At 57.9% G+C, this 26,180-nt stretch carries 31 protein-coding genes; 14 read left to right on the top strand and 17 right to left on the bottom strand.

Annotated elements, in window-relative coordinates; all coding sequences use genetic code 11:
- Position 1: 1 nt before the first annotated feature.
- Positions 2-907, top strand: a complete 906-nt coding sequence (gene punR, locus B3797_RS16525; protein WP_311791624.1) for a DNA-binding transcriptional activator PunR — start codon at positions 2-4, stop codon at positions 905-907.
- On the opposite strand, the gene purR is transcribed toward punR, so the two are convergent.
- Complete coding sequence (gene purR / locus B3797_RS16530) at positions 904-1,929, bottom strand: HTH-type transcriptional repressor PurR (protein WP_311781530.1); 1,026 nt, start codon at positions 1,927-1,929, stop codon at positions 904-906. The genes punR and purR overlap by 4 nt on opposite strands.
- A gap of 285 nt (positions 1,930-2,214) precedes the next feature.
- On the opposite strand from purR, the gene B3797_RS16535 reads away from it, so the two are divergent.
- Entirely contained in the window at positions 2,215-2,304 is a 90-nt protein-coding gene (locus tag B3797_RS16535) for a YnhF family membrane protein (protein WP_311791625.1), read from the top strand.
- Between the two features lie 48 nt (positions 2,305-2,352).
- Here B3797_RS16535 and B3797_RS16540 read toward each other — a convergent pair whose 3' ends face one another.
- Positions 2,353-3,156, bottom strand: a complete 804-nt coding sequence (locus B3797_RS16540; protein WP_120452423.1) for a C40 family peptidase — start codon at positions 3,154-3,156, stop codon at positions 2,353-2,355.
- A gap of 362 nt (positions 3,157-3,518) precedes the next feature.
- Between B3797_RS16540 and B3797_RS16545 the strand changes: the two genes are divergently transcribed.
- Positions 3,519-3,854, top strand: a complete 336-nt coding sequence (locus B3797_RS16545) for a Grx4 family monothiol glutaredoxin (protein WP_179256429.1) — start codon at positions 3,519-3,521, stop codon at positions 3,852-3,854.
- A 35-nt stretch (positions 3,855-3,889) separates the two neighbouring features.
- On the opposite strand, the gene rnt is transcribed toward B3797_RS16545, so the two are convergent.
- From rnt to eptA, 5 genes are all read right to left on the bottom strand, one after another.
- Positions 3,890-4,561 (bottom strand): ribonuclease T, encoded by a 672-nt coding sequence (rnt, locus tag B3797_RS16550; RefSeq protein WP_311781528.1) that lies wholly within the window; start codon positions 4,559-4,561, stop codon positions 3,890-3,892.
- A gap of 111 nt (positions 4,562-4,672) precedes the next feature.
- Positions 4,673-5,080, bottom strand: coding sequence for a lactoylglutathione lyase (gene gloA / locus B3797_RS16555; protein WP_120452425.1), 408 nt, complete (start codon positions 5,078-5,080; stop codon positions 4,673-4,675).
- Between the two features lie 111 nt (positions 5,081-5,191).
- On the bottom strand, positions 5,192-6,289 hold the full coding sequence (locus B3797_RS16560; RefSeq protein WP_311781527.1) for an alkene reductase: 1,098 nt from the start codon (positions 6,287-6,289) through the stop codon (positions 5,192-5,194).
- A gap of 48 nt (positions 6,290-6,337) precedes the next feature.
- On the bottom strand, positions 6,338-6,934 hold the full coding sequence (locus B3797_RS16565; RefSeq protein ID WP_311791626.1) for a TetR/AcrR family transcriptional regulator: 597 nt from the start codon (positions 6,932-6,934) through the stop codon (positions 6,338-6,340).
- A gap of 39 nt (positions 6,935-6,973) precedes the next feature.
- Complete coding sequence (gene eptA, locus B3797_RS16570; RefSeq protein WP_311791627.1) at positions 6,974-8,608, bottom strand: phosphoethanolamine transferase EptA; 1,635 nt, start codon at positions 8,606-8,608, stop codon at positions 6,974-6,976.
- 209 nt (positions 8,609-8,817) lie between these two features.
- Between eptA and B3797_RS16575 the strand changes: the two genes are divergently transcribed.
- The 4 genes from B3797_RS16575 (at position 8,818) to B3797_RS16590 (ending at position 11,218) form a co-directional block, all read left to right on the top strand.
- A complete protein-coding gene (locus B3797_RS16575) occupies positions 8,818-9,057 on the top strand; it encodes a DUF1289 domain-containing protein (protein ID WP_311781524.1) in 240 nt (79 codons plus the stop codon).
- Positions 9,058-9,112: 55 nt separating this feature from the next.
- Positions 9,113-10,009 (top strand): aldo/keto reductase family oxidoreductase, encoded by an 897-nt coding sequence (locus B3797_RS16580; RefSeq protein ID WP_311791628.1) that lies wholly within the window; start codon positions 9,113-9,115, stop codon positions 10,007-10,009.
- Positions 10,010-10,093: 84 nt separating this feature from the next.
- On the top strand, positions 10,094-10,615 hold the full coding sequence (sodC, locus tag B3797_RS16585) for a superoxide dismutase [Cu-Zn] SodC (RefSeq protein WP_311791629.1): 522 nt from the start codon (positions 10,094-10,096) through the stop codon (positions 10,613-10,615).
- A 135-nt stretch (positions 10,616-10,750) separates the two neighbouring features.
- Positions 10,751-11,218 carry a hypothetical protein gene (locus tag B3797_RS16590; RefSeq protein ID WP_311781521.1) on the top strand — a complete coding sequence of 156 codons (468 nt, stop codon included), beginning with the start codon at positions 10,751-10,753 and terminating at the stop codon, positions 11,216-11,218.
- Here B3797_RS16590 and B3797_RS16595 read toward each other — a convergent pair whose 3' ends face one another.
- From B3797_RS16595 to B3797_RS16605, 3 genes are read right to left on the bottom strand one after another with little or no spacing between them, the layout of a single operon-like run.
- Entirely contained in the window at positions 11,219-13,219 is a 2,001-nt protein-coding gene (locus tag B3797_RS16595; RefSeq protein WP_311781520.1) for an FUSC family protein, read from the bottom strand.
- 7 nt (positions 13,220-13,226) lie between these two features.
- Complete coding sequence (locus B3797_RS16600) at positions 13,227-14,084, bottom strand: HlyD family secretion protein (protein ID WP_120452440.1); 858 nt, start codon at positions 14,082-14,084, stop codon at positions 13,227-13,229.
- Positions 14,081-14,326 (bottom strand): DUF1656 domain-containing protein, encoded by a 246-nt coding sequence (locus tag B3797_RS16605; protein ID WP_311781518.1) that lies wholly within the window; start codon positions 14,324-14,326, stop codon positions 14,081-14,083. Before B3797_RS16605 ends, B3797_RS16600 begins: the two co-directional genes overlap by 4 nt.
- A 152-nt stretch (positions 14,327-14,478) precedes the next feature.
- On the opposite strand from B3797_RS16605, the gene slyA reads away from it, so the two are divergent.
- Positions 14,479-14,916 carry a transcriptional regulator SlyA gene (gene slyA, locus B3797_RS16610; protein WP_311781517.1) on the top strand — a complete coding sequence of 146 codons (438 nt, stop codon included), beginning with the start codon at positions 14,479-14,481 and terminating at the stop codon, positions 14,914-14,916.
- A 42-nt stretch (positions 14,917-14,958) separates the two neighbouring features.
- Here the strand turns inward: slyA and slyB are convergent, their stop codons facing one another.
- Positions 14,959-15,426 carry an outer membrane lipoprotein SlyB gene (slyB, locus tag B3797_RS16615; protein ID WP_311781516.1) on the bottom strand — a complete coding sequence of 156 codons (468 nt, stop codon included), beginning with the start codon at positions 15,424-15,426 and terminating at the stop codon, positions 14,959-14,961.
- 268 nt (positions 15,427-15,694) lie between these two features.
- Here slyB and anmK point away from each other — a divergent pair, with 268 nt between their 5' ends.
- From anmK to pdxY, 5 genes are all read left to right on the top strand, one after another.
- The gene (gene anmK, locus B3797_RS16620) at positions 15,695-16,810 is read left to right on the top strand and encodes an anhydro-N-acetylmuramic acid kinase (RefSeq protein WP_311791630.1); all 1,116 of its coding nucleotides are present in this window, start codon (positions 15,695-15,697) and stop codon (positions 16,808-16,810) included.
- 17 nt (positions 16,811-16,827) lie between these two features.
- Positions 16,828-17,160 carry an MliC family protein gene (locus B3797_RS16625; protein WP_311781514.1) on the top strand — a complete coding sequence of 111 codons (333 nt, stop codon included), beginning with the start codon at positions 16,828-16,830 and terminating at the stop codon, positions 17,158-17,160.
- A gap of 5 nt (positions 17,161-17,165) precedes the next feature.
- Positions 17,166-17,822 carry a pyridoxamine 5'-phosphate oxidase gene (gene pdxH / locus B3797_RS16630; RefSeq protein WP_269949090.1) on the top strand — a complete coding sequence of 219 codons (657 nt, stop codon included), beginning with the start codon at positions 17,166-17,168 and terminating at the stop codon, positions 17,820-17,822.
- A gap of 134 nt (positions 17,823-17,956) precedes the next feature.
- Positions 17,957-19,231 (top strand): tyrosine--tRNA ligase, encoded by a 1,275-nt coding sequence (gene tyrS, locus B3797_RS16635; protein WP_311781513.1) that lies wholly within the window; start codon positions 17,957-17,959, stop codon positions 19,229-19,231.
- 64 nt (positions 19,232-19,295) lie between these two features.
- Positions 19,296-20,156 (top strand): pyridoxal kinase PdxY, encoded by an 861-nt coding sequence (gene pdxY, locus B3797_RS16640; RefSeq protein WP_120452879.1) that lies wholly within the window; start codon positions 19,296-19,298, stop codon positions 20,154-20,156.
- A gap of 36 nt (positions 20,157-20,192) precedes the next feature.
- Here pdxY and gstA read toward each other — a convergent pair whose 3' ends face one another.
- Together gstA and dtpA are read right to left on the bottom strand one after the other, a co-directional pair.
- On the bottom strand, positions 20,193-20,798 hold the full coding sequence (gstA, locus tag B3797_RS16645) for a glutathione transferase GstA (RefSeq protein WP_311791631.1): 606 nt from the start codon (positions 20,796-20,798) through the stop codon (positions 20,193-20,195).
- Between the two features lie 146 nt (positions 20,799-20,944).
- Complete coding sequence (gene dtpA, locus B3797_RS16650) at positions 20,945-22,441, bottom strand: dipeptide/tripeptide permease DtpA (protein WP_311791632.1); 1,497 nt, start codon at positions 22,439-22,441, stop codon at positions 20,945-20,947.
- Positions 22,442-23,120: 679 nt separating this feature from the next.
- On the opposite strand from dtpA, the gene B3797_RS16655 reads away from it, so the two are divergent.
- On the top strand, positions 23,121-23,819 hold the full coding sequence (locus B3797_RS16655; protein ID WP_311781511.1) for a CTP synthase C-terminal region-related (seleno)protein: 699 nt from the start codon (positions 23,121-23,123) through the stop codon (positions 23,817-23,819).
- Positions 23,820-23,844: 25 nt separating this feature from the next.
- Here the strand turns inward: B3797_RS16655 and nth are convergent, their stop codons facing one another.
- The 4 genes from nth to B3797_RS16675 all read right to left on the bottom strand — a co-directional run.
- Positions 23,845-24,480, bottom strand: coding sequence for an endonuclease III (gene nth / locus B3797_RS16660; protein ID WP_311781510.1), 636 nt, complete (start codon positions 24,478-24,480; stop codon positions 23,845-23,847).
- Positions 24,477-25,181, bottom strand: coding sequence for an electron transport complex subunit E (locus tag B3797_RS16665; protein ID WP_311781509.1), 705 nt, complete (start codon positions 25,179-25,181; stop codon positions 24,477-24,479). Before B3797_RS16665 ends, nth begins: the two co-directional genes overlap by 4 nt.
- Positions 25,174-25,806 carry an electron transport complex subunit RsxG gene (gene rsxG, locus B3797_RS16670; RefSeq protein ID WP_311781508.1) on the bottom strand — a complete coding sequence of 211 codons (633 nt, stop codon included), beginning with the start codon at positions 25,804-25,806 and terminating at the stop codon, positions 25,174-25,176. Before rsxG ends, B3797_RS16665 begins: the two co-directional genes overlap by 8 nt.
- Positions 25,807-25,809: 3 nt before the next feature.
- A partial coding sequence (locus B3797_RS16675; RefSeq protein WP_311791633.1) for an RnfABCDGE type electron transport complex subunit D occupies positions 25,810-26,180 on the bottom strand: 371 nt, incomplete at its 5' end.

Genomic DNA, 26,180 nt, shown 5'->3' on the forward strand with positions numbered 1-26,180 from the left:
TATGTGGTCTGAACATGCGCTTGAGGTGGTGGATGCCGTTGCGCGTACCGGCAGCTTCAGCGCCGCCGCTAAGGAACTGCATCGCGTGCCTTCTGCCATCAGCTATACGGTGCGCCAGCTGGAAACCTGGCTGGCAGTACCGCTCTTCGAGCGGCAGCACCGCGACGTGGCGCTGACCGCTGCGGGCGAACATTTCGTACGCGAAGGGCGTGAGGTTATCAAAAAAATGCTCGCCACCCGCAGGCAGTGCCAGCAGCTGGCAAACGGCTGGCGCGGCCAGCTGAGCATCGCGGTTGATCGCATCGTGAAGCTGTCGCGCAGCCGTCAGCTGGTCACTGACTTCTATCGCCATTTTCCTGATATGGAGCTGCACATCAGCTATGAAGTTTTTAACGGCGTCTGGGACGCATTGGCTGACGGACGCGTAGACGTGGCTATCGGCGCAACCCAGGCGATTCCGGTCGGCGGGCGCTTCTCCTTTCGCGATATGGGCGCGCTGAACTGGCGCTGCGTCGTGGCGCGCCAGCATCCGCTTACGCAGCAGTCGCGGCTCGACGACGACGCCCTGCGCGCCTGGCCATCGCTGGTGCTGGAAGATACCTCGCGCGCGCTGCCGCGCCGCATGACCTGGACGCTCGATAATCAGCGGCGTCTGGTGGTGCCGGACTGGCAGGCTGGGCTGGCGTGCGTACTGGATGGATTATGCGTGGCGATGATGCCGGGCCATCTGGCGCGTCCGCTGCTGGACAAGGGGGAGCTGGCGGAGCTGACGCTGCCTGCGCCGTTCCCGGAAAGTCCCTGCTGCGTGAGCTGGTCGGAAGCGCACGCATCGCCGGCGCTGGGCTGGCTGCTCAGCTATCTCGGCGATGCGCAAACGCTCAATCAGGAGTGGTTAAGCGAGGATTAACGGCGGTAGTCGCGGAAAGGGCCGTCACCGACCGAGCGGCGTTCAATCAGCGTCGGATGCACCTCAATGGTCTGCGACTCTTCGCGTTTACTGGTAATGCGATCCAGCAGCATCTCCAGCGCCTTCTCGCCCAGCTGGGCTTTGGGCTGATGGACGGTAGTCAGGGCTGGCGTAAAGTAGCGCGCGTTGCGCACATTATCATAGCCGATCACCGAAATATCCTGCGGCACGCGCAGACCCATCTCGTCAGCAGCGCAAATCGCCCCCATCGCCATAATATCGCCGCCGCAGAAAATCGCCGTTGGGCGCTGTTTCTGCTGCAGGATCTGTTGCATTGCCTGATAGCCCGATTCCGGCTCAAAATCGCCCTGTACAATCCACTCGGGACGCACCACGATACCTGCTTCCTGCAGCGCTTTTAAAAAGCCTGCGTGGCGTCCGCCGCCGGTGTTGCGCTCCAGCTGACCCGGTATGGCGCCGATGTCGCGGTGTCCGCGTTCAATCAGATAGCGCCCCGCCAGATAGCCGCCCTGGAAGGCGTTATCCAGTACGGTATCGGTAAAGTCCGCGCGCGATTCGCCCCAGTCCATCACGACCATCGGGATATTGCGATTCTCTTCCAGCATCTTCAGCAGGTCATCTGGATATTCGGAACACATTACCAGTAGTCCGTCGACGCGCTTTTGCGCCATCATCGACAGATAGGCGCGCTGCTTCTGCAGGTCGTTGTGGGCGTTGCCAAGAATCAGGGTATAGCCGCGCTCAAAGCAGTGGTGCTCCACCGCTTCGATAATTTCCGCAAAGTAGGGCGCCTCGCTGGAGGTGGCAAGCAACCCCAGCGTCTTGGTGTGATTGACCTTCAGGCTTCGCGCTACGGCGCTGGGCGAATAGTGCAGCTCCTGAATCGCCTGCCAGACGGCGTTGCGCGTCTCTTCCGCAACGAAGCGCGTTTTATTGATAACGTGGGAAACGGTGGTGGTGGAAACACCCGCGCGCTTCGCGACATCTTTGATTGTTGCCATTAAAAAGAGACTCCAGAACTTATCAATAACCCGTTGATAAGCATAATGTTAAACGTTTGCGTCCGCTAAGAGACTTTTCTGTTAATTCGCTACAGTTTTTGTCGGTGAAATATTCACTGGGCGGGACAAAACAGAGGCTGTTGCGTGCGAACGGAACCGGTGTTGCGTCAGTTGCGCAACAAAGCCGGAGATTCTAACAAGGCTTGCAGGATAAAACGAGATTTTTACCGGTAACTATGGGAAAATGCCTTAAAACCATAATGATTGTGTGGATAAGGAGAAGTGATGAGCACTGATTTGAAAATGGCACTGATAACGACCGGCGCCGCGCTGCTGATGATCGTAGCCTTTAGCTTTACCGCCGTGATGCACTGATACGCAGTAATAAAAAACCGGGGAAGCCCCCGGTTTTTCTTTTCTCTCTTAGCGTATGGTTTTCGGCGTCATCATCCGGCGCGCGCCGATATAGTGACGCTGCCAGTAATCTTCTGACAGCCCGCTAATCTGAATATCTTTTCCGGTGCGCGGCGACTGAATAAATTTGCCGTTGCCGAGATAAACGCCCACGTGATCGGCCGTACCGCGACCGTTGATACGGAAAAACACCAGGTCGCCTTTCTCCAGCGATTCGCGCTTCACCGGCGCGGCGTCGCGCAGGTGGTACATTTCATTGGCGGTGCGCGGAATTCTGAATTTCACTAAATCCTTATAGGCGTACCAGACCAGGCCGCTGCAGTCGAAACCGGTATGCGGAGAGGTGCCGCCCCACTGATAAGGTTTGCCCAGCTGTCCCATCAGTTTGGTCATCGCGGTTTCGCGCGCTTTCTGGTAACGCAGGCGATGAGACTTGCTCATTTTGATGGTGGTGCCGTCATCGGCGTCCAGCAGCTGCAGCTTTGCAGTTTTGGCCGTACCCAGCTCGCGCTGATGGCCATAACGTTTGCGGGAAGATTTAAGGGATTTTTTCTGTTCGCCAGCGGAATGAGAAAGTGAAGCCGTTTCGATTTTCTTCTGTTTTTTCAGTTTAATTTTTTGCGTAGCAGAAGAAGGGCGCGATTTTTTCGAGCTGCTTTTAACCGGCCGCCGTTTGCGTCGCTCATCTTCGCGCGCGCTTTTTTTCTCCGCCTTGTGCAGGCTGGCGTTAACCGGCGTTTGCGGCGAAGCTGAAGCGATGTTCAGAAACAGCTGCGCGAAAGCTAATATGAAAAGCGTAATCAGTAATCGCATAGTCCGGTTACAGGGTTAGCGGTTACGACGACAGGCCGTAACGAGGTTAGAAAAATCTGATCGAGGATCAGCGCCGGGGCCATTCTAAGCCAGGTTTTTTTCAAAAGTTAAGCCATTTTTCTATTAAACTGTTACAGGGTTGCAACTGACTCATAAATGAGCGATTTCAGAAGCTTATAGCAGCAAACTTATTACCAGTTATGAACAGCTTAAGTTTTGATTATCGTCAGGAAAAGTCAGAGCTTTACTTAAAAACTTAACAAACATGGCGGTTTCGCCTGGTAAGCGAGAAATTGTCGTTTTCAGTAACGGGGCGAAGTCGCTACAATAAACAAACACGAAGTAAGGAATTAAGGAAGGCAATTATGAGTACTGTAGAAAAAATTCAGCGCCAGATCGCAGAAAACCCGGTCCTGCTGTATATGAAAGGCTCGCCGAAACTGCCGAGCTGCGGTTTCTCTGCGCAGGCGGTGCAGGCGCTCTCTGCCTGCGGTGAGCGTTTTGCTTACGTGGATATTCTGCAGAACCCTGATATTCGCGCCGAGCTGCCGAAATATGCCAACTGGCCGACCTTCCCGCAGCTGTGGGTTGACGGCGAACTGGTTGGCGGCTGCGACATTATCGTTGAGATGTTCCAGCGCGGCGAACTGCAGTCTCTGATCAAAGAGACGGCAGAAAAGCATAAAGAAGCGGAATAAACAAAAAGGCCGACGCAAGTCGGCCTTTTTTATCACTACTCCGACGCAGGTTCATCCTCGTCGTCCGCTGCGGCCAGCGGCAAAGGCCAGCCCCCCAGTCGTTTCCAGCGGTTCACCAGCTCGCAGAACAGCGTCGCCGTCTGTTCGGTATCGTAAAGCGCCGAGTGCGCCTGCGTGCTGTCAAAATCCATACCTGCTGCTTTACAGGCTTTCGCCAGCACCGTCTGTCCCAGTACCAGTCCGCTCAGCGCGGCGGTATCAAAGGTGGCGAACGGATGGAAAGGGTTGCGCTTCAGCCCGGCGCGTCCGGCTGCAGCCATCATAAAATTCAAATCAAAGGTCGCGTTGTGCGCCACCATAATGGCGCGATTGCAGTGATGATCCTTGATGCCTTTGCGCACCATCTTGAAGATGGCGTGCAGCGCCTCATATTCGCTGACCGCGCCGCGCAGCGGATTGCTGGGATCGATGCCGGTAAAGGCCAGCGCTTCCGGATGAAGCAGCGCGCCTTCAAAAGGCTCGACGTGAAAATGCAGCGTCTGGTCGCGGTGCAGCCAGCCCTCTTCATCCATTTTCAGCGTGGTGGCGGCGATCTCCAGCAGCGCATCGGTCTGCGCGTTAAAGCCTGCGGTCTCGACATCGATCACCACAGGATAGAAACCTCGGAAACGTTGATTCAGCGCGTTCAGGGAGTTCGTTTCAGACATCAGCATCTCATAGCAGAAATTAGGCAGCGCGCATTATGGCAAAAAAAAGGTGAGGGTGCAGCAGAAGGGAAGGCTTCAGCCTGCCGCAAACAACAGACTGAAGCGGCAAACTTAGTTGCCCAGGCCGTTACCGGCGTCTTTGTTTTCGATCAGCTCGATTTTGTAGCCGTCTGGATCTTCAACGAAAGCGATAATGGTTGAGCCGCCTTTAACCGGACCCGCTTCACGCGTTACGTTGCCGCCCGCGTTGCGAATACGGTCGCAGGTCGCCGCCACGTCATCCACGCCCAGCGCGATATGGCCGTAGGCGTTGCCGAGATCGTAGCTGTCTACGCCCCAGTTGTAGGTCAGCTCGATCACCGCGCCTTCGCTCTCTTCGGTGTAGCCCACGAATGCCAGCGTATATTTGTATTCAGTGTTTTCGCTCTGACGCAGCACGCGCATACCGAGAACGCGGGTGTAAAAGTCGATGGAGCGTTGCAGATCGCCAACGCGTAACATGGTGTGGAGTAAACGCATAACTTCCTCTTTTATTAAACGGTCATCTTCTGATGACGCAAATGCTAAGTATAGCGATGAAAATAGCAAAAAACGGCCGCTGGCGTAACCGTCGTTACGCCAGCGCTTCGCTTAGAGCGTCGGGTAGTCGGTGTAGCCTTCCGCGCCGCCGCCGTAGAAGCTCTCGGGACGCTGCGGGTTGAGCGGGGCATCCTGCTGCAGACGCGCCACCAGGTCGGGGTTGGCGATAAAGTCGCGGCCAAACGCCACGGCATCGATCAGACCGCGTGAAATAAGGTTATCCGCTTTTTCGACGGTATAGGCGCCAGCGCCGATAATCACGCCAGGGAAGATCGCGCGCACTTTTTCGCGGAAGGCATCACTGTAGGGCTTGCCGCCCGCCCAGTCCGGCTCGGAAAGGTGCAGGTAGGCGATATTGCGCTTCGCCAGCTCGCCGATATACCACAGCGCGGCTTTCTCTTCTTCAGGGCCGTTATCCAGATTCTGGAAGCTGCCTATGGGCGAAATGCGAATGCCGATGCGGTCGGCGGACCAGTTGGCAATAGTGGCATCAACCACTTCCAGCGCGAAGCGGCCGCGTTTCTCAATGCTGCCGCCATATTCGTCGGTGCGACGGTTGGAGTCGGGTGCCAGGAACTGGTGCATCAGGTAGCCGTGCGCCGAGTGCAGCTCAAGCAGATCGAAATCCGCCTCGCGCGCGTTGGCGGCCGCCTGGCCAAAGTCCGCCACAATCTGCTTAATCTCGGCAACGGTCAGCTCACGCGGCGTTGAGGTCTCTTCACGATAAACGCTGCCATCCTCCGCGCGCAGCGAGGTGCGCGTGCCGGCGGCAATAGCAGAGGGCGCGACAGGCGCTTTTCCTTCCGGCTGGACGCTGTGGTGCGAAATACGGCCGGTGTGCCACAGCTGAACGGCGCTGTGGCCACCCGCCTCGTGAATGCCTGCGTTAATCGCTTTCCAGGCGGCAATCTGCTGCTGGGTATGCAGCCCCGGCGCGCCGGCATAGCCTTTCGCCTGGAAAGAGACCTGGGTTGCCTCGGTAATAATCAGCCCGGCGCTGGCGCGCTGACGATAATATTCCCCCATCAGCGGAGTAGGAATATCGCCAGGCTCGATGCTGCGCAAACGCGTCAGCGGCGCCATAAATACGCGGTTCGGTACGGTAATCGCACCCACTTTAAGCGGGCTAAACAGCTGGGTACTTGCCATAACAACTCCTGTAGTAGACCGGTCTGCTATAAAACGGCGTTTTTAAAATCAGTGGGCTTGCAACCACTGTTCGAGAGTGCGTAATGCCAGACGCAGCGGCTCGGGCTCGCGCGATAGCTTGCTCTGCAGGCTTGCGCCCAGCCACAAAATATAGATGACTTTCGCCATCTCCTGCGGCGCATGAGGCAACACCAGCTTCTCCTGCTGCAGGGCCGCCTCCAGCGTTTGCGCATAGGCCGCGATAATACGGCTGGCGCCATGCTGCAGCGCGTCGCGCATCGGTTCAGAGAGATCGCAGACTTCGGCGGAGAGTTTTACCACCAGACAGCCAACGATATGCCCCTGTTCGCTGAACAGCCGCTCAGCCTGACGGAAGAAGGCCAGCAGGCGCTCGCGCGGCGTCTCTTTGTTATGCTGTAGCTGCGCGTTGACCTGCTGATGAAAATGAAGGAAGTAGCGCTCCAGCAACGCCACGCCAAACGCCTCTTTCGAGCGGAAGTAGTAGTAAAACGAGCCTTTCGGCACCTGCGCCAGCGTCAGCAGTTCGCTGAGTCCCATTCCGGTAAACCCCCGCTGCAGACAGAGCTGCTCGCCGGTGGCGAGCAGATGTTCACGAGTTTCATTGCGTTGCAGCGTCTTGTTCATGGCGCTTAAGGTAGTAGACCGATCGGTCGAATGCAACGCTTAGCCCGTTTTACGGCACGTTCTGATCATGTCTAGCTGCGGCTGATACTCGCTGGTCTGTACGTCAAACATACCCAGCAGCGTATGGAAAAGGTTGTCCTGCGACACCTCTGCCGCAGGTGCCTGACGGCGCAGGCAGGCCTGATCAATACCGTAGGTTTTGGCGTAATCGTCTGACATCCACAGCAGAAAAGGGATATGCGTCTGTTGAGACGGCGCAAACAGATAAGGCGCGCCGTGAAGATACATACCATGCTCACCCAGCGACTCACCGTGATCGGAAAGATAGATCAGCGCCACGTTAAAGCGGTCGCTGAGGCCTTTCAGCTTATCGATGGTGCGGCTGATCATATCGTCGCTGTAAAGCAGAGAGTTATCGTAGGTATTCATCAGCGCCTGATGATCGCAGTCCTGAATCTGGTTGCTGTCGCAGGTCGGGGTAAACTTGCGGAACTGCGGCGGATAACGGCGATAGTAGGCGGGGCCATGACTGCCCATCTGATGCAGCACGATAATGCCGTCGTTATGCAGGCTGTCGGTATAGTTATCGAGCCGGTGCAGCAATACATCATCCAGGCAGGAACCCTGCTGGCACCAGGCATCCAGTTTCCACAACGTCATATCGGTATGCGGCACACGGTCGCAGGCGCCTTTGCAGCCGCCGTCATTTTCGCGCCACAGTACGCTGATGCCCGCATGTCCCAGCACGTCCATCGCGCCATCCTGGTGGTGCGCCAGATTAGCGTCGTAATGGGCGCGCGGCATATTGGAGAACATACAGGGTACGGAGATGGCTGTTTCAGTACCGCAGGAGGTCGCCTGCGGATAGTAGATAACATTCTGCTTCTTCAGTTGTGGATTGGTCTCTCGTCCATAGCCGCCCAGCGAAAAGTTTTCCGCGCGCGCGGTCTCGCCCACGACCAGCACTACCAGCGTTTTTTTCTGCTCCGCCGCGATAGTCGGCCCCTTATGCGCATCCTGACCGATATGCACCCACTCCTGGCTGCCTTTCATCCAGCGATTGTTAACGTAGTGACCCGTACCGCTGACGATGTTGGCAGGCGTCACCATCTTGACCAATCCTTTATTGTTGCGGATCAGCGACGCGTAGTCTTTATAAAATAGTAATGCCATCAGTACGATAACGCCCAGCGATGCCGCCATTAACAGCGCACGCCACGCCAGATTCATCCACCAGGAGTCGCGGCGTTTAAAACGCACCAGGCAGATGAGGAGAGTGGGCACCACGCCCATCAGGGTAACCCAGATGACGGCATTAGGGCTGAGCAGCGCGGTGGACTCCTGCAGATCGGTTTCGAAAACGTTCTGCACCATATTGGTATCGATAATGGTGCCAAAGCTATACATAAAGTAGTTTGCCGCCGCGCTCGACAGGATCAGCACCGCCAGCAGCGGCTTACGCAAATAAGGCCAGGCGATCAGATTAAAGATCAGCAAGAACGCCGCCGTCAGCACCACCGGAAGGCTAAAGGCAAAAAAGTAATCGTGCAGCGAGGTATAAGGGATACGTTCCCAGGCGCGGAACACAAACAGTCCATTTAAAACTAACGCGAAGAACAGAGAAACAGCCAGATTAAAGGTGCTTTCGTGACAGCGTAACTTTTTCAACAGCATGAGTATCCAGTAAAAAAATAAAGAGTCGCCAGAGGAGAATAACGCCAACAACTTTATGAAGCCTTAACAAAAGGTCAACACTATGCGGGGAATTTCCAGATAAGCCAAACTAATTAGTTACATTTAGTGACCAGACCCGCTTGTGCTGCCGTAAAAGGCACAGAGAATGAGCTATCTTTACAGGAGATATTGACCGATACGGAGATGCTGTGGCGGAGCAACTTGAGTTTTTTCCTGTACCCAGTCCCTGTCGTGGCATCTGCCAGGTAGATGCGCGCGGCTACTGCATTGGCTGCCTGCGCAGCCGTGACGAGCGTTTTCACTGGATGAAATTCAGCGATGCGCAGAAGCGTGAAGTGCTGCGCCTGTGCCATCAGCGCCGTCTGCGCATGCTGCGCACGCAGAAACAGGATGAGGATCAGGAACCGCAACAGCCATCCCTGTTCTGATCGCTTTTCGTTATACTCCCTGACACTAACTGAGATAGCACACAGGGATATCACTATGCTGCAACCGCAACCCGTCTCGCCACAGGGACCCGATTTCTCTCCGCTGATCATGGGCTACTGGCGCCTGATGGAGTGGGGAATGACGCCGCAGCAGCGCGTCAGCTTTATCGAACACCATCTCTCTCTGGGCATTACCACGGTCGATCACGCCGATATCTACGGCGATTACCGCTGCGAGGCTGCATTTGGCGAGGCGCTTAAGCTGTCACCCGGCCTGCGCGACCGCCTGCAAATTGTGACCAAATGCGGTATCGCTACGCGCGCTAAGCCAGAGCATCACATCGGACACTACATTACCGACAAAGCGCATATCGTACAGAGCGCGGAGAATTCGCTACGTCACTTCGCCACCGATCGCCTGGATCTGCTGCTCATTCACCGTCCCGATCCGTTAATGAACGCCGATGCGGTCGCCGAGGCGTTTCTGATGCTGCATCAGAGCGGCAAGGTGCTGCACTTCGGCGTATCGAACTTTACCCCGTCGCAGTTTGCGCTGCTGCAGTCGCGTCTGCCCTTTACGCTGGTGACCAATCAGGTAGAGATCTCGCCCGTTCAGCAAAATGTGCTGCTGGACGGCACGCTCGACCAGTGTCAACAGCTTCGCCTGCGGCCGATGGCCTGGTCCTGCCTGGGCGGCGGCGAGCTGTTTCATGATCCGCACTACCAGCCGCTGCGCGATGAGCTGGAAAAGGTACGCCTTGAGACCGGCGCCGCCAGTCTGGCGCAGGTGGTGTACGCCTGGGTGCTGATGTTGCCCAGCCAGCCGCTGCCGATTATTGGCTCCGGCAACGCTGAGCGCGTCAGCGAAGCGGCGGCCGCGCTGCGCGTCCGGCTGGACCGGCAGCAGTGGTTCCGCATTCGCAAAGCGGCGCTGGGTTACGATGTACCCTGAAGCGTAAAACTGTGTCAAACAGGAGCAGGGATCGGAAATTGCGGCCAGGCTTATCACATCCTGTGGGAAAGATAAGAGGCAATAATGAAAAAATCGGTCTTAGCGTTGTTATTACTGGCGGGCGGCGGGCTGGCCGCCAGCGCGCAGGCGCAAGAGGTGACGCTGCATAAAGTGAGCGCCGAGGGGGCTGGTGAAGCGATCGGCTCGGTCGATATCGAGCAGACAAAGTATGGCCTGCAGCTTACGCCGAAGCTCAATGGCCTGACGCCGGGCGTACACGGCTTTCATATTCACGCTAACGGCAGCTGCGAGCCAGCCGTCTCTGAAGGCAAGAAGGTTGCGGCAGGCGCGGCGGGCGGGCATCTCGATCCGCAAAAAACCGGCAAGCACCTTGGCCCTTATGCAGAGGGACACCTCGGCGATCTGCCGGCTATTTACGTTGACGATAAGGGCAACGCCACCTATCCGGTGCTGGCGCCGCGCCTGAAATCTCTGGATGAGATCAAGGGCAAGGCGTTAATGGTGCATATTGGCGGCGATAACCATGCCGACCATCCGCAGCCGCTGGGCGGCGGCGGCGGGCGCTACGCCTGTGGGGTTATCTGAATGCTCGCCTGCTGACGGCTCCGTAAGAGAGCCGTTTAATTATCATTTAGTTTATAGCTATATTCTCCTGATAAATTACCGCCTATGATACTGATTCTGGACACTTTCATCTGGCGCGGTCAAAGGAGAAAAGGAATGAGAAGAACAGGCGTACTGCTGTTCTGTCTGCTGCTGGCGGGCTGCGATCAACCCAATGCGACCCAGCTTATGACCGAAACAGGACGTCAGCTGCAGCGCACCATTGACGTCAACCCGGCGCGCGGCGAGTGTGAAGATATTGCGAAAGGACGCGAGTGGCTGAGCCACAGCGCGCGTAAGCGGCTTGAAGAGAAGGGCTGCCAGTTTGTGTTGCGCAGCGCAACCGAGACTAACTTCGAGCAAACGGCGGTCTACCACACCAGCATGACCATGGTGTGCGGCAGCATTGTCGGCAAGAGCTTTACCGGCAGCGAAATCCGGCGTCGTTTTATCTACTCGCCGGAAGAGCGCGAGCTGGTGATTGAGCCGATGTCCCCCAACGATAAAACCCGTTTCGAGCAGCGTAAAACGCTGGCGCAGCTGCAGGCCGATTTTGAACGCCAGCAGCTGCAGTACTGTAAATAGCTATTCCGGCACCGCCTGCTTCAGCTGCGCCAGCGAACAGCGCAAGCGCCACAAAATGCCCGCCAGCGTATTCGCCTCCGTATCGCCATCCGCCACCAGCTGGCGGATCATCTCATCAAGCTTCGTCAGCGTCTGGTCGAGCGACCTGTGCCGCACGCCGCGCGCGCTCATAATGCGCTGCAAATCCTGCAGGCTCGCCTCACGCATCTGCGCCAGCGTGGCCGACGCAGGCTGCCAGTCGCGCAGATGCCAGACGATATGCGAACAGTTAAGCAGCACCACGCCCCAGCGCAGCAGCCAGACGCGCGCCTGTTCATCGCGACTGCTGCTCAGCTGGCTGATGCGATGATAGATCTGCGATTCAAAGCGGCTTTCGCTCAGACGCGGACGGCGGCGCAGCTGATCGAGAAACGCCATGCGCAGCGCGCGGATATGGCGGCGGCTGCGGCGCGCGTCGGAGCTGGGGCGCAGGATCTGGAATGCCAGCCAGGCGAGCATCACGCCGCAGACTTTGGCGATATTATCATTGAGGAAATCGGCGTAATCCCAGCTGGGCGGGTTAGTGACCGCGATAAACGATCCCATAAAAACGATAAACTGGCCCCAGAGCGCGGCGCGCTGCTTTTGCTGTAGCTTAAACAGCTGCAGCGTCAGCAATAACGGAAACAGAAACAGTAAAAACTGCCACAGCTGGGAAATCTGCACCATCAGGCCGAACTTCACCACAAAGCTGAACAGCGACAGCCAGAGCAGGGTTTTTAACAGCAGCGTTACGCTGCCGCTCGGTGAGGGCGCAGAGGAGTAAAGCACGCAGGCGATGGCGGTCAGCGTCAGCGCCGCCGCTCCGGAAGACCACTGGGTGGTAATCCAGAAGGCGCAGCCCGCGACGACCACGCAAAAGGTGCGCAGCGCGCTCCAGCCCGCCTCGGCACTGTCGCTCTCCCGCGCCAGCGAGGGCACGCGCGGCGGCTGAAAGCGGGTATCCGCATCGGCGCGGGCGAGCAGGCGGATCCAGCGGCTGACGTTCAGATACATCCAGCAGAAATAGCGTAGCCGCTGGCAAAACGCGCGCTGACGGTAATCGCCGTCGGCAGCGGGCGTCACGCTGCGCAGAATCTGCGCCAGCCGGTATTTGTTGCACTCCGCGCTGGCCAGCTCCTGCATCAGCGCGCTGATGGCGTCGTAGAGCGCCTGCGGCGCATCGGGCCAGTTAAGCAGCATGCGGCGCAGGCTGGAGAGCACGCTGGTCAGGCGCAGCTGCTGGTGCAGCACATAGTTAAGGACATTGTTCTGACGGCGAAAGCGGTAGTGGCTCCAGAACGCCTGGATGCGCAGCAGGTTCATGGTAAGGATCTGACTAATGACCGCTTCATGCGCGGCGCGCACATTCTCGACGTCGGTGGGCTGCAGCAGTAGCCCGGCGTGCTCCAGCAGGCGCGTATGCATCTTCTGCAGCGACGTAATCAGCGCCTCGCCGTCCGAGGTGCTCGGCAGCACCATCATCATAAAACCGGCGCACAAAATGCCTGAAATCACCTCGCATACGCGCGCCTGGGTCAGGGTCCAGAGATCCGTCGCGTCGGTCAGGTCAACGCTGCTGAAAACAATAATCGCGGCGGTATAGCCCGCCAGCGAAAAGGCGTAGGCCACATTATTCTGATAGTGGTTGGCGATGCCGGTACAGAATGCCAGCCAGCCGGCGATAAAAAAGGTAAACAGCCAGGGATCGTTAAGGGTATGACCGGCGATCAGCAGCGCGGCGCCCGCGCCCATCAGGCTGCCGACGATACGCCCCAGGCTTTTGCTTATCGCGCCGCCGACGGTGGGAAAGCTGATGACCGCCGCTGAGGTCATCGCCCAGTAAGGCTCATCCAGATCGAGCGCGTAGGCGATGCTGAGTGCCAGGCACATCGCGATAGCGTTACGCAGCGCGTAGCGCCACTGGTTCGCGTCTGCCTTAACCCAGGGCAGCTGATCCCATGCCAGCCATTGCAGATTCATGACGCGCTCACGGCTGTACGGAGATAGTGCAGGTGGTGCCCGCCACCAGCGGCACGTTATCCGGTATCTGGGCTAAGCGAATGCGTACCGGCACGCGCTGCGCCAGCCGCACCCAGGGCACGTTCGGTTTGATATCCGGCACCAGCCCACTGTCGCTGTCGATGCTCTGGTCATAGATAGCGCGCCCAATGCTTTCGACTTCGCCCTGCAGCCGCGCGCCATTGCTGTAGAGCACGATCTGCGCCGGCGCACCGGGACGAATATGGCGCAGCTTGGTCTCTTCGAAATAGCCCATGACGTAATAGGAATGGCTGTCGACCAGCGCGAAGAGCGGCGTGCCCGTCGTGGCGTAATCGCCAACGCGCAGCGTCAGGTTGCTGACCCAGCCGTCGGTCGGCGCGACCACGGTGGTTTGCTGCAGGTTCCAGCGCGCCTGGTCCAGCGCCGCCTGTGCCGCTTTGGCGCTGGCCGCCATCGAAGCGGCGTTGAGCTGCGCGGCGTCAAGATCTTCCGCGGAGATGACATTGCGCGGCAGGCTGGCGCGGCGGCGGGCCTCATGCTGCGCTTTGGCCAGATCGGCCTGCGCTTTCGCCAGCTGCGCCTCGGCGTTGTCCAGCGCAATCTGTAAGGGTACGGTATCCAGCGTCAGCAGCGTCTGCCCCTGATGCACAAACTGATTATCTTTCACCGCCACGGAGACGATGCGCGCCGAAACCTGGGGCGTAATCTGCACCAGCTCGGCGCGGACCTTGCCGTCGCGCGTCCAGGGCGACTGCATGTAGTAGTTCCACATCCACCAGCCCGCCAGCAGGGCGGCCGCGAAGACGATCAAGGTCGAAAAGTATTTCACTGCGTTAAATTTCATGGCGAGTATCCCTGTCCCAGCAGCAAAAGCGCGGCGGCGACGCAAAGCACGAAAAGAGAGAGATCCAGCAGCGTGGGATGCCAGATATCGCCCGAGTAAATCCAGCCGCGCAGCAGCGGATGGAGAATCAACCAGAAAAAGAAGCCGAGCAGGACAGCTTTAAAGAGCGGTGGAAAAAACAGCGAAGCGCCGAACACCAGGTCAGTCAGGGGGCTGGCGGCATGAAAGGGAGAGATTGTCACGTATCGTCCTTCTGATATCACCCGGGCATCGGTCTCAAAAAGCGTAGATGAAGCGCTGCGGCTTCGCCTGGGGTTTGTAATTTGTCCTTTAAACTCGCAGAATAGTGTAAAATCTGGCTTGATAGCTAGCAAGCTAATTATAAGGAGATGAAATGGATACGCCCCTTGGAACGGATTTGTCTCGGCTGGTGCGCATCTGGCGCGCGTTGATCGATCAGCGCTTAAAGCCGCTTGAGCTTACGCAGACCCATTGGGTCACGCTGCATAATATTCATCAGCTGCCGCCAGAACAGTCGCAGATCCAGCTGGCGAAGGCCATCGGCATTGAACAACCGTCGCTGGTGCGTACGCTGGATCAACTGGAAGAGAAAGGCCTGATTACCCGCTCGACCTGCGCTAACGACCGTCGTGCAAAGCGCATCAAGCTGACGCGTCAGGCGGAACCGATTATTGAGCAGGTGGAAAGCGTTATCGACGCGACCCGCGACGATATCCTGGCCGGCATCAGCCGCGAGGAGATCAACCAGATGGTGACGCTGATTGCCCGTCTGGAAAAAAATATTCTCGAACTACAGAATCGGGAAAAATAAAAAAACCGACGCAGCGGCGTCGGTTTTTTTTTGCTGAGGCGATCAGCGTGGCGAAACGGTAATTTGGCTGCCGTTAGACGCCAGCGCCACTCGCTGGCCAACAGAGTAGCGGGTAGCCGCCTGTTTCTGCACCACCATAATGGTGTTGCCGTCATCTTTACGAATTTCCAGCTCAACGCCGTCGGTCTTATTGATTGCGCCCTGAACGCCCTGGCCCGCCAGACCGCCTGCAATAGCGCCGCCTGCGGTAGCAAGGCTACGACCGGTGCCGCCGCCGATGGTGTTGCCGAGGAAACCACCCAGCACCGCGCCGCCGATAGCGCCGATCACGTTGCTGTCATCGCCGCCCTGAATCTTAACCGGGCGAACCGACACCAGCGTGCCGTAAGAGACGCTCTGAACCTGTTTGGCCTCACTGGCACTGTAGGTATCGCCTGACAGGGTACTGTTATTTGCGCACCCGGCCAGGGTAATACCAGCCAGTGCGACCGCAACGAAACGCTTGATCATTTGTCACTCCTTTCTTAAGCAATGCGCCATGTGTATCGCGAAATCCTGCAAACAGTATAAGACACAAAGCAAATTAATCTTAGTCTGAGTAAAACATGGTGAACCCAAGCATAGACTATTGGCGATCAACAAAAATTCAACCGGGCGGTAAAAAAAGCCCTGCAATGTTACCTGTTACATAAAGTCGGTGAAAAACATCAGGTAATCGTCGAATCAGGCGTAAGAATTTGCCAGACTTAACAAAGTTGAATCGCCTAAAGGACCCGAAATGAAATCAGGACGTTATATCGGCGTTATGTCAGGCACCAGCCTGGACGGCGTTGACGTGGTGCTGGCCGCCATTGATGATAATATGGTGGCGCAACAGGCCAGCTACTGCCATCCCATGCCGGGCGAGCTGCGCCAGCAGATTCTGTCTATTTGCCAGGGCCAGACGCTGACGCTCTCGCAGCTTGGCCAGCTTGATACGCGGCTTGGCCGATTGTTTGCCGAAGCGGTGAATACGCTGATGCGCCGCGAGGCGCTGGAGCCGAGCGATATCGTCGCGATCGGCTGTCATGGCCAGACCGTCTGGCACGAGCCGCAAAGCGACGCGCCCAACACGCTGCAGATTGGCGATAATAATCAGATTGTCGCGGCGACGGGCATTACGGTGGTGGGCGATTTCCGCCGCCGTGATATGGCGCTGGGCGGTCAGGGCGCGCCGCTGGTGCCCGCGTTTCATCAGGCGCTGCTGATGGACGGGGTGGAGCGCCGCATGGTGCTCAATATTGGCGGCATCGCCAATCTTTCTCTGCTGCTGCCCGGCCAGCCGGTGCGCGGTTTCGATACGGGCCCCGGCAATATGTTGATCGATGCGTGGATCTGGCGCCATCAGGGCAAGCCTTTCGATCAGGATGCCAGCTGGGCGCGCGGCGGCAAAGTGGTGCCCGCGCTGCTGGAGCAGATGCTGCGCGATCCCTGGTTTGCGCTGCCGTCGCCGAAAAGCACCGGTCGCGAATATTTCAATCTGGGCTGGGTTGAACGCCAGCTACAGAATTTCCCGGGTCTGGCGCCGCAGGACGTGCAGGCGACCCTGACGGAACTGAGCGCCGTCTCTATCGCCCAGCAGGTACAGCTCAACGACGGCTGCGATCGGCTGCTGGTGTGCGGCGGCGGTGGCCGCAATCCGCTGCTGATGGCGCGCCTCGCCGCGCTGCTGGCCGGAACCGAAGTCACCACCACCGATGCGGCGGGCATTCGCGGCGACGATATGGAGGCGCTGGCGTTCGCCTGGCTTGCCAGCCGGACGCTCTCCGGGTTGCCGGGCAATCTGCCCGCCGTAACCGGCGCGGCCGAAAAAAGCGTGCTCGGCGCTATCTATCCGGCTAATCCGCTCTTTTGACCGTAAGGAGAATCATGATGAAACAGGGGTTAATTTTTGCCGCCGCGCTGCTGCTCTCGGGCTGCGGCCTGATGCACAAGCAGGCTGAAGCGCCGCAAACGCTGCACTATCGCTGTGGAACCTTGCCGCTGACCGTCACGCTCGACAACGCCAGCGAACAGGTCAGCTTTATTATGGATGGCCAGCCATTAACGCTGAAGCGAGCGATTTCCGCCTCAGGCGCGCGCTACAGCGACGGGAAATATGTATTCTGGAGCAAAGGCGAAACCGCCTTTATCGAGCGTGACGATAAAATCGTCGTTAACGACTGTGCGCTGCAGCCTGCCAGCCAGTCGGTTCATGTTGAGTGACCCCTATGAGCACTAATTTTACTCTGCAAGATATCGCCAGCCTGCGTCGCGAATATACGCGCGGCGGGCTGCGCCGCAAGGATCTGCCGGACCAGCCGCTGGCGCTGTTTGAAACCTGGCTGCAGCAGGCGTGCGAGGCGCAGCTGCCCGATCCCACCGCCATGACCGTGGCGACGGTGGATGAGCAGGGCCAGCCTTACCAGCGCATCGTGCTGCTCAAACACTACGATGACAACGGCCTGGTGTTTTATACCAACCTGGGCAGCCGCAAAGCGCAGCATCTTGCCGGCAATCCGCGCATTTCGCTGCACTTCCCGTGGCACTTCCTTGAGCGTCAGGTGATGGTGCTGGGCGAAGTGGAGAAACTGTCGGCGCTGGAAGTGCTGAAATATTTCCATAGCCGCCCGCGCGACAGCCAGATCGGCGCCTGGGTATCGCGTCAGTCGAGCCGTATCTCGGCGCGCGGCGTGCTGGAGGGCAAGTTCCTCGAGCTGAAGCAGAAGTTCCAGCAGGGAGAGGTGCCGCTGCCGAGTTTCTGGGGCGGATATCGCGTTAAATTTCATACCATGGAGTTCTGGCAGGGAGGCGAACATCGCCTGCATGACCGTTTCCTCTACCAGCGCGACGACAACGGCTGGAAAATCGACCGCTTAGCCCCGTAAAACAGCGTTTTTCTCCTCTCTCAGCGCTGGCACAGAAGTCGCCAGCGCTTTATGCTATAGCCCTCTTTTTTTTCCGCACTCAGCGGAGAGCTGTGTACCAGCATAGGTGCAGTCTGATCAATTTGGAGTCAGTGATGACCAGCAGTAACCTGATACAACAATTGCAGGAACGGGGCTTAATCGCCCAGGTAACGGACGAGGAAGCGTTAGCAGAGCGACTGGCGCAAGGGCCGATCTCCCTCTATTGCGGCTTCGATCCGACCGCTGACAGCTTGCATTTGGGCCATCTGGTGCCGCTGCTCTGCCTGAAACGTTTTCAGGATGCCGGACACAAGCCGGTCGCGCTGGTGGGTGGTGCCACCGGTCTGATTGGCGATCCCAGCTTTAAAGCAGCAGAACGTAAACTCAATACCAGCGAAACCGTAGGCGAGTGGGTCGAGAAGATCCGCAAGCAGGTTGCGCCTTTCCTCGATTTCGACTGCGGCGACAACAGCGCTATCGCCGCTAACAACTACGACTGGTTCGGCGGCATGAACGTGCTGACCTTCCTGCGCGATATCGGCAAACACTTCTCTGTGAATCAGATGATCAACAAAGAAGCGGTGAAACAGCGCCTGAACCGCGACGACCAGGGGATCTCCTTCACCGAGTTCTCCTACAACCTGCTGCAGGGCTACGACTTCGCCGAGCTGAACAAGCGTCACGGCGTGTCGCTGCAGATTGGCGGTTCCGATCAGTGGGGCAACATCACCTCCGGCATCGACCTGACGCGTCGCCTCCACCAGAATCAGGTCTTTGGCCTGACGGTGCCGCTGATCACCAAATCGGACGGCACCAAGTTCGGTAAAACCGAAGGCGGCGCGGTGTGGCTCGATGCGAAGAAAACCAGCCCGTATAAGTTCTACCAGTTCTGGATCAATACTGCGGACGCCGATGTCTACCGTTTCCTCAAGTTCTTCACCTTCCTGAGCCTGGAAGAGATCAACGCGCTGGAAGAAGAAGACAAAAACAGCGGCAAAGCGCCGCGCGCGCAGTATGTGCTCGCCGAGAGCGTTACGCGCCTGGTACACGGCGAAGCGGGTCTCGCCGCGGCGAAGCGTATTACCGAAAGCCTCTTCTCCGGCGCGCTGAGCGACATGACCGAAGCGGACTTCGAACAGCTGGCGCAGGATGGCATGCCGACCGTTGAGCTGGGCGCGGAAGACGATCTGCAGCAGGCGCTGGTGAATGCTGAGCTGGTGCCGTCACGCGGTCAGGCGCGCACCATGATCGGCTCCAACGCCGTCACCATCAACGGCGAGAAGCAGTCAAACGCGGAATACCGCTTTAGCGAGAGCGATAAGCTGTTTGGTCGCTACACGCTGCTGCGTCGCGGTAAAAAACACTACTGCCTGATTGTCTGGCAGTAAGCGCTTCAGGGCCGGTCTCCGGCCCTTTTTTATGGACGGCAAGGGCAAGGCAATACAGAACATAATGAAAAATATTCTCGCAATTCAGTCGCATGTGGTATTCGGCCACGCAGGCAACGCCGCCGCCGAGTTTCCGATGCGGCGCATGGGGGCCAATGTCTGGCCGCTTAACACCGTACAGTTCTCCAACCACACCCAGTATGGTCACTGGACCGGCACCGTGATGCCCGCGACGCACCTGACGGATATCGTCAAGGGCATCAGCGATATCGATCGCCTGAAAACCTGCGATGCGGTACTGAGCGGCTATCTTGGCTCCGCTGAGCAGGGCGAACAGATCCTTGAAATCGTGCGTATGGTAAAGGCCGCTAACCCCGACGCCTGGTTCTTTTGCGATCCGGTGATGGGCCATCCTGAAAAAGGGTGTATCGTGGCGCCCGGCGTGGCGGAGTATCACTGCAAATATGCCATGCCCGCCAGCGACATTATTGCGCCCAATCTGCTGGAGCTGGAGATGCTCAGCGAGCGTAGCGTGACCAGCGTAGAAGAGGCGACGGCGGCAGCGCGCGCGCTGATTGCGCAGGGGCCGCGCGTGGTGCTGGTGAAACACCTGGCGCGCGCCGGACGCCGCAGCGATCGCTTCGAGATGCTGCTGGTGACGGCGGAAGAGGCCTGGCATATCAGCCGCCCGCTGGTGGATTTCGGCGTGCGGCAACCGGTCGGCGTAGGCGATCTGACCAGCGGCCTGCTGCTGGTGAATCTGCTACACGGCAAGGATCTGAAAAGCGCTCTGGAGCATGTCACCGCCGCCGTCTACGAAGTGATGCTGACGACCCATGCCATGGGCGAATATGAACTCCAGCTGGTGGCGGCGCAGGACGCTATCGCGCAGCCGACCCAGCATTTTACCGCCGAGCCTCTGTAAGCTCGCACCGGGCCGATATCCTGTCGGCCCCGCTTGTTACGCCATCCCTTCCGCCTTCAGCGCCGCCTGCACCGCGGGCCGCTGGGAGGCGCGCTGGAACCAGGCTTCCAGCGCGGACAGCCCATCCAGCTCCAGCTTCAGGGCATGCGCCCAGCGCACCACCACATAGAGATAGGCATCCGCCACGCTAAAGCGCAGCCCCATCAGCCACTGCTTATCCTGCAGCGCCTTATCGACGTAGCGGAACTGTTGTTCCAGCCGGGCGCGCAGCAGAGGCTTATAGTCGTCAGGGGTGTCGGGTTTAAACAGCGGGGTGAAGGTTTTATGCAGCTCGCTGCTGATAAAGCTGAGCCACTCCAGCGTATGGTAGCGCGTCAGGCTGCCGACCGGCGCCAGCAGCTGGCGATCGGGCTTCAGATCCGCCAGATACTGCACAATCGCCACGCCTTCGGTCAGAACGGTGCCGTCATCCAGCTCCAGCGCCGGCACCTGACCCTTGGGGTTGATTTGCCAGTAATCTTCGCTGCATTCAGTGACTTTTTTCATCAGGTCGACATTAACCTGGGTGAAGTCTAGCCCGCACTCACGCAGCACGATATGCGGCGAAAGAGAGCAGGCGCCAGCCTTACAGAACAGTTTCATATTGGACCTCCGGGTTGCGACAGCATCATTGCAGCTTAATGCGTCGCCGCGGATTTGCCAGTGACCGCGGTCAAGCGTTCTGTCTGGTCCGAAAAAGGATAAAAAAAAAGCCGGGCGCATGGCCCGGCTGCATAGAAGCTGAATAATCAGGCCTGCGCTTTTTCCAGCTCCGCCTGCGGCGTCTGCGTCATGCGGTTCAGCAGCGGCGCCGTCAGCAGCATCAGTACGGCAATCACGCCGGTAACGATACCAATCTGCTGGAAGACGCTGCTGTAGACGCTCAGCGAGGCGACAGGGTCGGTTACGTTCTCAGGTACAGCCATCAGGCCCGCCACTTTACCGGCGATCATCGCTGCGCCAGCGGTGGTGAGGAACCAGGAACCCATAATAAAGCCCATCAGACGCTGCGGCACCAGCTGCGCGACCATCGCCAGGCCCAGCCCGGAGATCATCAGCTCGCCCACGCTCTGAAACGCATAGCTGAGGATCAGCCAGTTAACCGAGACGATACCAGCATCTGAAGCGAACTTCGCGCCCATCGGCAGCACCAGGAAGGCGGCCGAGCAGAGCACCATGCCGATAGCGAACTTAAACGGCATCGGCAGCTTGTCGCCCAGCTTGTTATAGACCGCCGCCAGCAGCGGGCTCGCCAGCATAATCCAGAAGGGATTCAGCGCCTGGAACTGTTCCGGCTCAAAGGTAATGCCCAGAATGGTGTGCCCGACGTTGCGAATCGCAAAGAAGTTGAGCGAAGTCGGCATCTGCATATAGAGCACGAAGAAGACAATCGCCTCGACCATCAGCAGGAACGCCACGATCATCTTACGGCGCGCTGCGCCATGCAGGGCAAAGGCTTCTTTCGCGAAGATCAGGATAATGCCCAGCGCAACTACGCCCAGGGTGATGCGCGCAATAGTCTGGTTATGCAGCAGCCAGGTCGCGATGGCGACCAGCACCACAACGCCGACCAGCGTCATCAGCAGCTTGCCGACGTTCAGCGGCGCGAAGTCGGGCTTAGAACCGTAGTTCTTAACCAGACCTTTGCAAAACAGGAAGTTAAGTAGGGTGATGATCAGGCCCACCACCGAAAGCGAAAACGCCACGCTCCAGCCATATTTTGCCGCCAGCCAGGGGGTCAGCATCATAGAGAACAGCGAGCCGACGTTGATTGACATATAGAACATGGTGAAGGCGCCATCGAGACGCGGATCGTCTTTCTCGTAGCAGGTCGAGAGCAGCGACGAAGGGTTAGCTTTAAACAGACCGCTGCCCACCGCGATGGTCGCCATGCCGATATAGACCATGCCGACGTGATGGCCGGAGAAGGCGACCAGCGCATAACCCAGTGCCAGCACGAGCACGCCCAGCATAATGACGCGTTTGGTGCCGAGCACCTTATCGCCCAGCCAGCCGCCGATAGCCACCAGGCCGTAGACCAGCGCGCTAAAAGAGGCGAAGAGGGTAATAGAGTCCGCTTCTGACATGCCCAGCTGTTTCACCAGGTAAACAGCCATAATGGCCTGCAGGCCGTAGAAGCCGAAACGTTCCCACAACTCAATTGAGAAGATCAGGTAGAACGCCTTCGGCTGTTTGAACGCATTGAGGCTGACGGCCTCATCAGTGTGTTTGTTTGCAGTTGACACGTGTACCTCAGTTTTTCTCGTACCCTGTTTTACGACAGGAAATAAGTCCGCGTCATGTCAGGTTTCCATGCGCGACATTGTTATTAGTAGGGAAAAGCGGCGCCTAATGTGGCTGATAACGCGCATCAGGGCAAGAATTTTTTCAGTGCTGTAAAGCCAGGGTTGCGTAAGATTTAAAACCCGAACGGCGTTTGTTAAATGGATTTTAATTTCAGTGCGGATGATTTTATCAGAATAAACATTTGTTTTTCAGCTATGGGTAACAACAATAACCATATAAGCTGCTTTTGCCTTATTTTGCAGGCCAAGGTGTCGCAGTTGGTTAATTAGCCAGTTTATTGTTTCGTATGTGATCGACTTATCAGCTAATGTGAACAACAAAGCGGCAAAAAAGCTTCGCGCTATCATAAGCCAGGCGCGAAAGTTGATCCTGCGCACACAATCACTAATTAATTCAATATGTAAAAGAAGAAAGCGTTTGCATAGCTGAAAAGGGCGTTAAAAACGCTCTGAAAATGCCAGGCGGTAGCGGTTAATCGCGCCTCGCCATGCCGTGGAACAGATGCCGGAAGGGTGAGCGAAAATTCCTTCGCAGCCAGATGAAAATTGCGATTTTTACCTTCTCGACAACAAATTATCGATCCGGTAACCTCGAAATTTCCTTTTGCAGGACGTTACCATGACAGCTTGTTTAAACCTGGCGCTGGTGGGCGATTACCGCGCCAGCGCCGTTGCGCATCAGGCCATTCCGCTGGCTATTGAGCGCGCCGCCGCGCACCTGGGCGTTTCCGCTAGCTTCAGCTGGCTTGCTACCGACCAGCCTGGCGTTTCAGAGGCGGTACGCAGCAGCGATGCCGTCTGGGTGGTGCCTGGCAGCCCTTATAAAAATGATGACGCGGTATTTGAGACCATCCGCTGGGCGCGAGAGCAGCAACACCCGTTTCTTGGCTCCTGCGGCGGTTTTCAGTATGCGGTGATTGAGTATGCCCGTAACGTGCTGGGCTGGCAGGATGCGAATCACGCCGAGACCGACGAAGGTGGGCGCATGGTGATCGCGCCGTTGAGCTGTTCGCTGGTGGAACAGCGTGGAGAAGTGAGATTCGCGCCGGGATCGCGCATTGCCGGGGCCTATGGCGCGCAGTCAAGCGATGAGGGCTACCACTGCAACTTCGGCGTTAACCCCGCCTTCAGCGAGGCGCTTGAAGGGAAAAACCTGCGCATTACTTCCTGGGACGCATCGGGCGATGTACGCGGCATCGAACTGAACGATCACCCTTTCTTTATCGCGACGCTGTTTCAGTCGGAGCGGGCCGCGCTGCAAAATAAAAATTCGCCGCTGGCTATCGCCTGGCTGCAGGCGGCACTGGCGCGCCGCTAGCTTGCTACGGGCGTTTTCGCGCCCGTTAAATCTCCGTCTTGTCCGGAAACTCGCACAGATCTTCAATCAGACAGGCACCGCAGCGCGGCTTGCGCGCAACGCAGGTATAGCGGCCATGCAAGATCAGCCAGTGATGGCAATCGACCTTGAACTCGCTGGGGACCACCTTCAGCAGCTTCGCCTCAACCTCTTCCACGTTTTTTCCCGGCGCAAAGCGGGTGCGGTTGCTGACGCGGAAAATATGGGTATCAACGGCGATGGTCGGCCAGCCAAAAGCGGTATTCAGCACCACGTTGGCCGTTTTGCGGCCTACGCCTGGCAGCGCCTCCAGCGCGGCGCGATCTTCCGGCACTTCGCCGCTGTGCTGCTCCAGCAGAATACGGCAGGTCTTGATGACGTTCTCAGCTTTGCTGTTATAGAGCCCGATGGTTTTGATATGTTCCTTCACGCCTTCCACGCCCAGTGCCAGCATGGCGGCGGGGGTATTCGCGACGGGATAGAGCCTGGCGGTTGCCTTGTTGACGCTGACGTCGGTCGCCTGCGCCGACAGCAGAACGGCGATCAGCAGCTCAAAAGGCGAGGTGAAGTTAAGTTCGGTCGTAGGGTGCGGGTTGTTATCCCGCAGCCGACGGAGAATTTCTACGCGCTTTGCCTGATTCACACTGCTTTCCCGGCATGGGCGTGCGGTTCAGCCGCCGCCGCTTCAGCGGCGCGACGCACAGCGCGCTGCTTCATCTTCTGATCGATAACGTACTTCGCCGCCAGCAGCATGCCCAGCCCGATAAAGGCGCCCGGCGGCAACATCGCCAGCAGCATCGGCGAATCGAAATGCACCACCTCGATGCGCAGCGCCTTCGCCCAGGGGCCGAGCAGCTGATCTGCGCCGTTAAACAGCGTGCCGCTGCCGATCAGCTCACGAATCGAGCCGAGCGTGACCATGGCGCAGGTCGCGCCCATGCCGATAGCGAAGCCGTCGAGCGCGGCAAGGGGAATGCTGCTTTTTGAGGCGACCGCTTCGGCGCGGCCGACCACGATGCAGTTGGTCACGATAAGCGGAATAAAGATGCCGAGCGACTCATAGAGGCCATAGGCGTAGGCGTTGATCAGCATCTGCACGCAGCTCACCACCGAGGCGATAATCATGACGTAAATTGGGATGCGGATCTCCGACGGCACCCAGCGGCGCGAAGCGGAAATAGCGCTGTTGGTAATGGTCAGCACCAGCGTAGTCGCCAGACCGAGGCCCAGCGCGTTGGTCGCCGTCGAGGTTACTGCCAGCAGCGGACAGAGCCCCAGCAGCTGCACCAGCGCCGAGTTATTTTTCCACAGGCCGCCAACCAGCAGATTTTTGGCTTCACTCATTTGCATCTCCACATTCGGGCAGCGACGAGAGCCTGCCGCTCAAAGTTTCAATCAGTAGTGCGGTGCGTCGGGTGGCGTTGACCACCGCGCGCGGAGTAATTGTCGCGCCGGTAAACTGATCAAATTCGCCGCCATCTTTCTTCACCGCAAAGGCTTTATCATCAGCGCCGTGTACAACTTTGCCATTAAAGCTGTTAATCCAGTTGGAAATACGCAGTTCGATCTTATCGCCGAGGCCAGGGGTCTCGTGGTGTTCAATAACGCGCACGCCCAGCACTTTACCGTGAAAATCAGCGCCAACCAGCATCTGTATCGCACCAGAATAGCCATCCGGCGCGGTGGTCTCAAGGGCGGCCGCAACCGGCGTATCGCCTTTACGCGCCAAATAGAGATGGTGCGGCGAGGCCGTCCCCAGCGCTGGATCGGTGACAAGGTAACATTCGCGCTGGATCTGATTATCGTACAGATCCACAGGCACCACCTGATCCAGCAGGTTTTTCTGATTCAGCGCCGTCTGGTGCGCGATAGTGGGTTTGGTGACGTAGTTCACCACGGCGGTTAAACCGGTGGTAAAGACGGCGAACAGCGCCAGGGTGACGGCGTTTTTGCGGATAGTCTCAAGCATCGATCACTCCTTGCGATGGCCGTAGACGCGCGGCTGCGTGTAGTAATCGATCAGCGGCACGCAGATATTCGCCAGCAGGACGGCAAAAGCCACGCCGTCGGGATAGCCGCCGAAGCTGCGGATTAGCCACACCAGCAGACCAATCAGCGCGCCATAGAGCAGGCGCCCGCGGTTGGTGGTGGAGGCGGTAACCGGGTCGGTGGCGATAAAAAACGCGCCGAGCATGGTCGCGCCGGAGAAAAGGTGGATCAGCGGGGTATTCAAACTTTGCGGCGAGATCAGCCAGCCCAGCGTGGCGCAAAACGCCAGCGAGAGCAGCATCGCCGCGGGAATATGCCAGCGAATCGCATTCTTCCACAGCAGGAACAGCCCGC

The sequence above is a fragment of the Pantoea sp. UBA5923 genome, assembly GCF_002431095.1.
Lineage (GTDB): Bacteria > Pseudomonadota > Gammaproteobacteria > Enterobacterales > Enterobacteriaceae > Pantoea > Pantoea piersonii.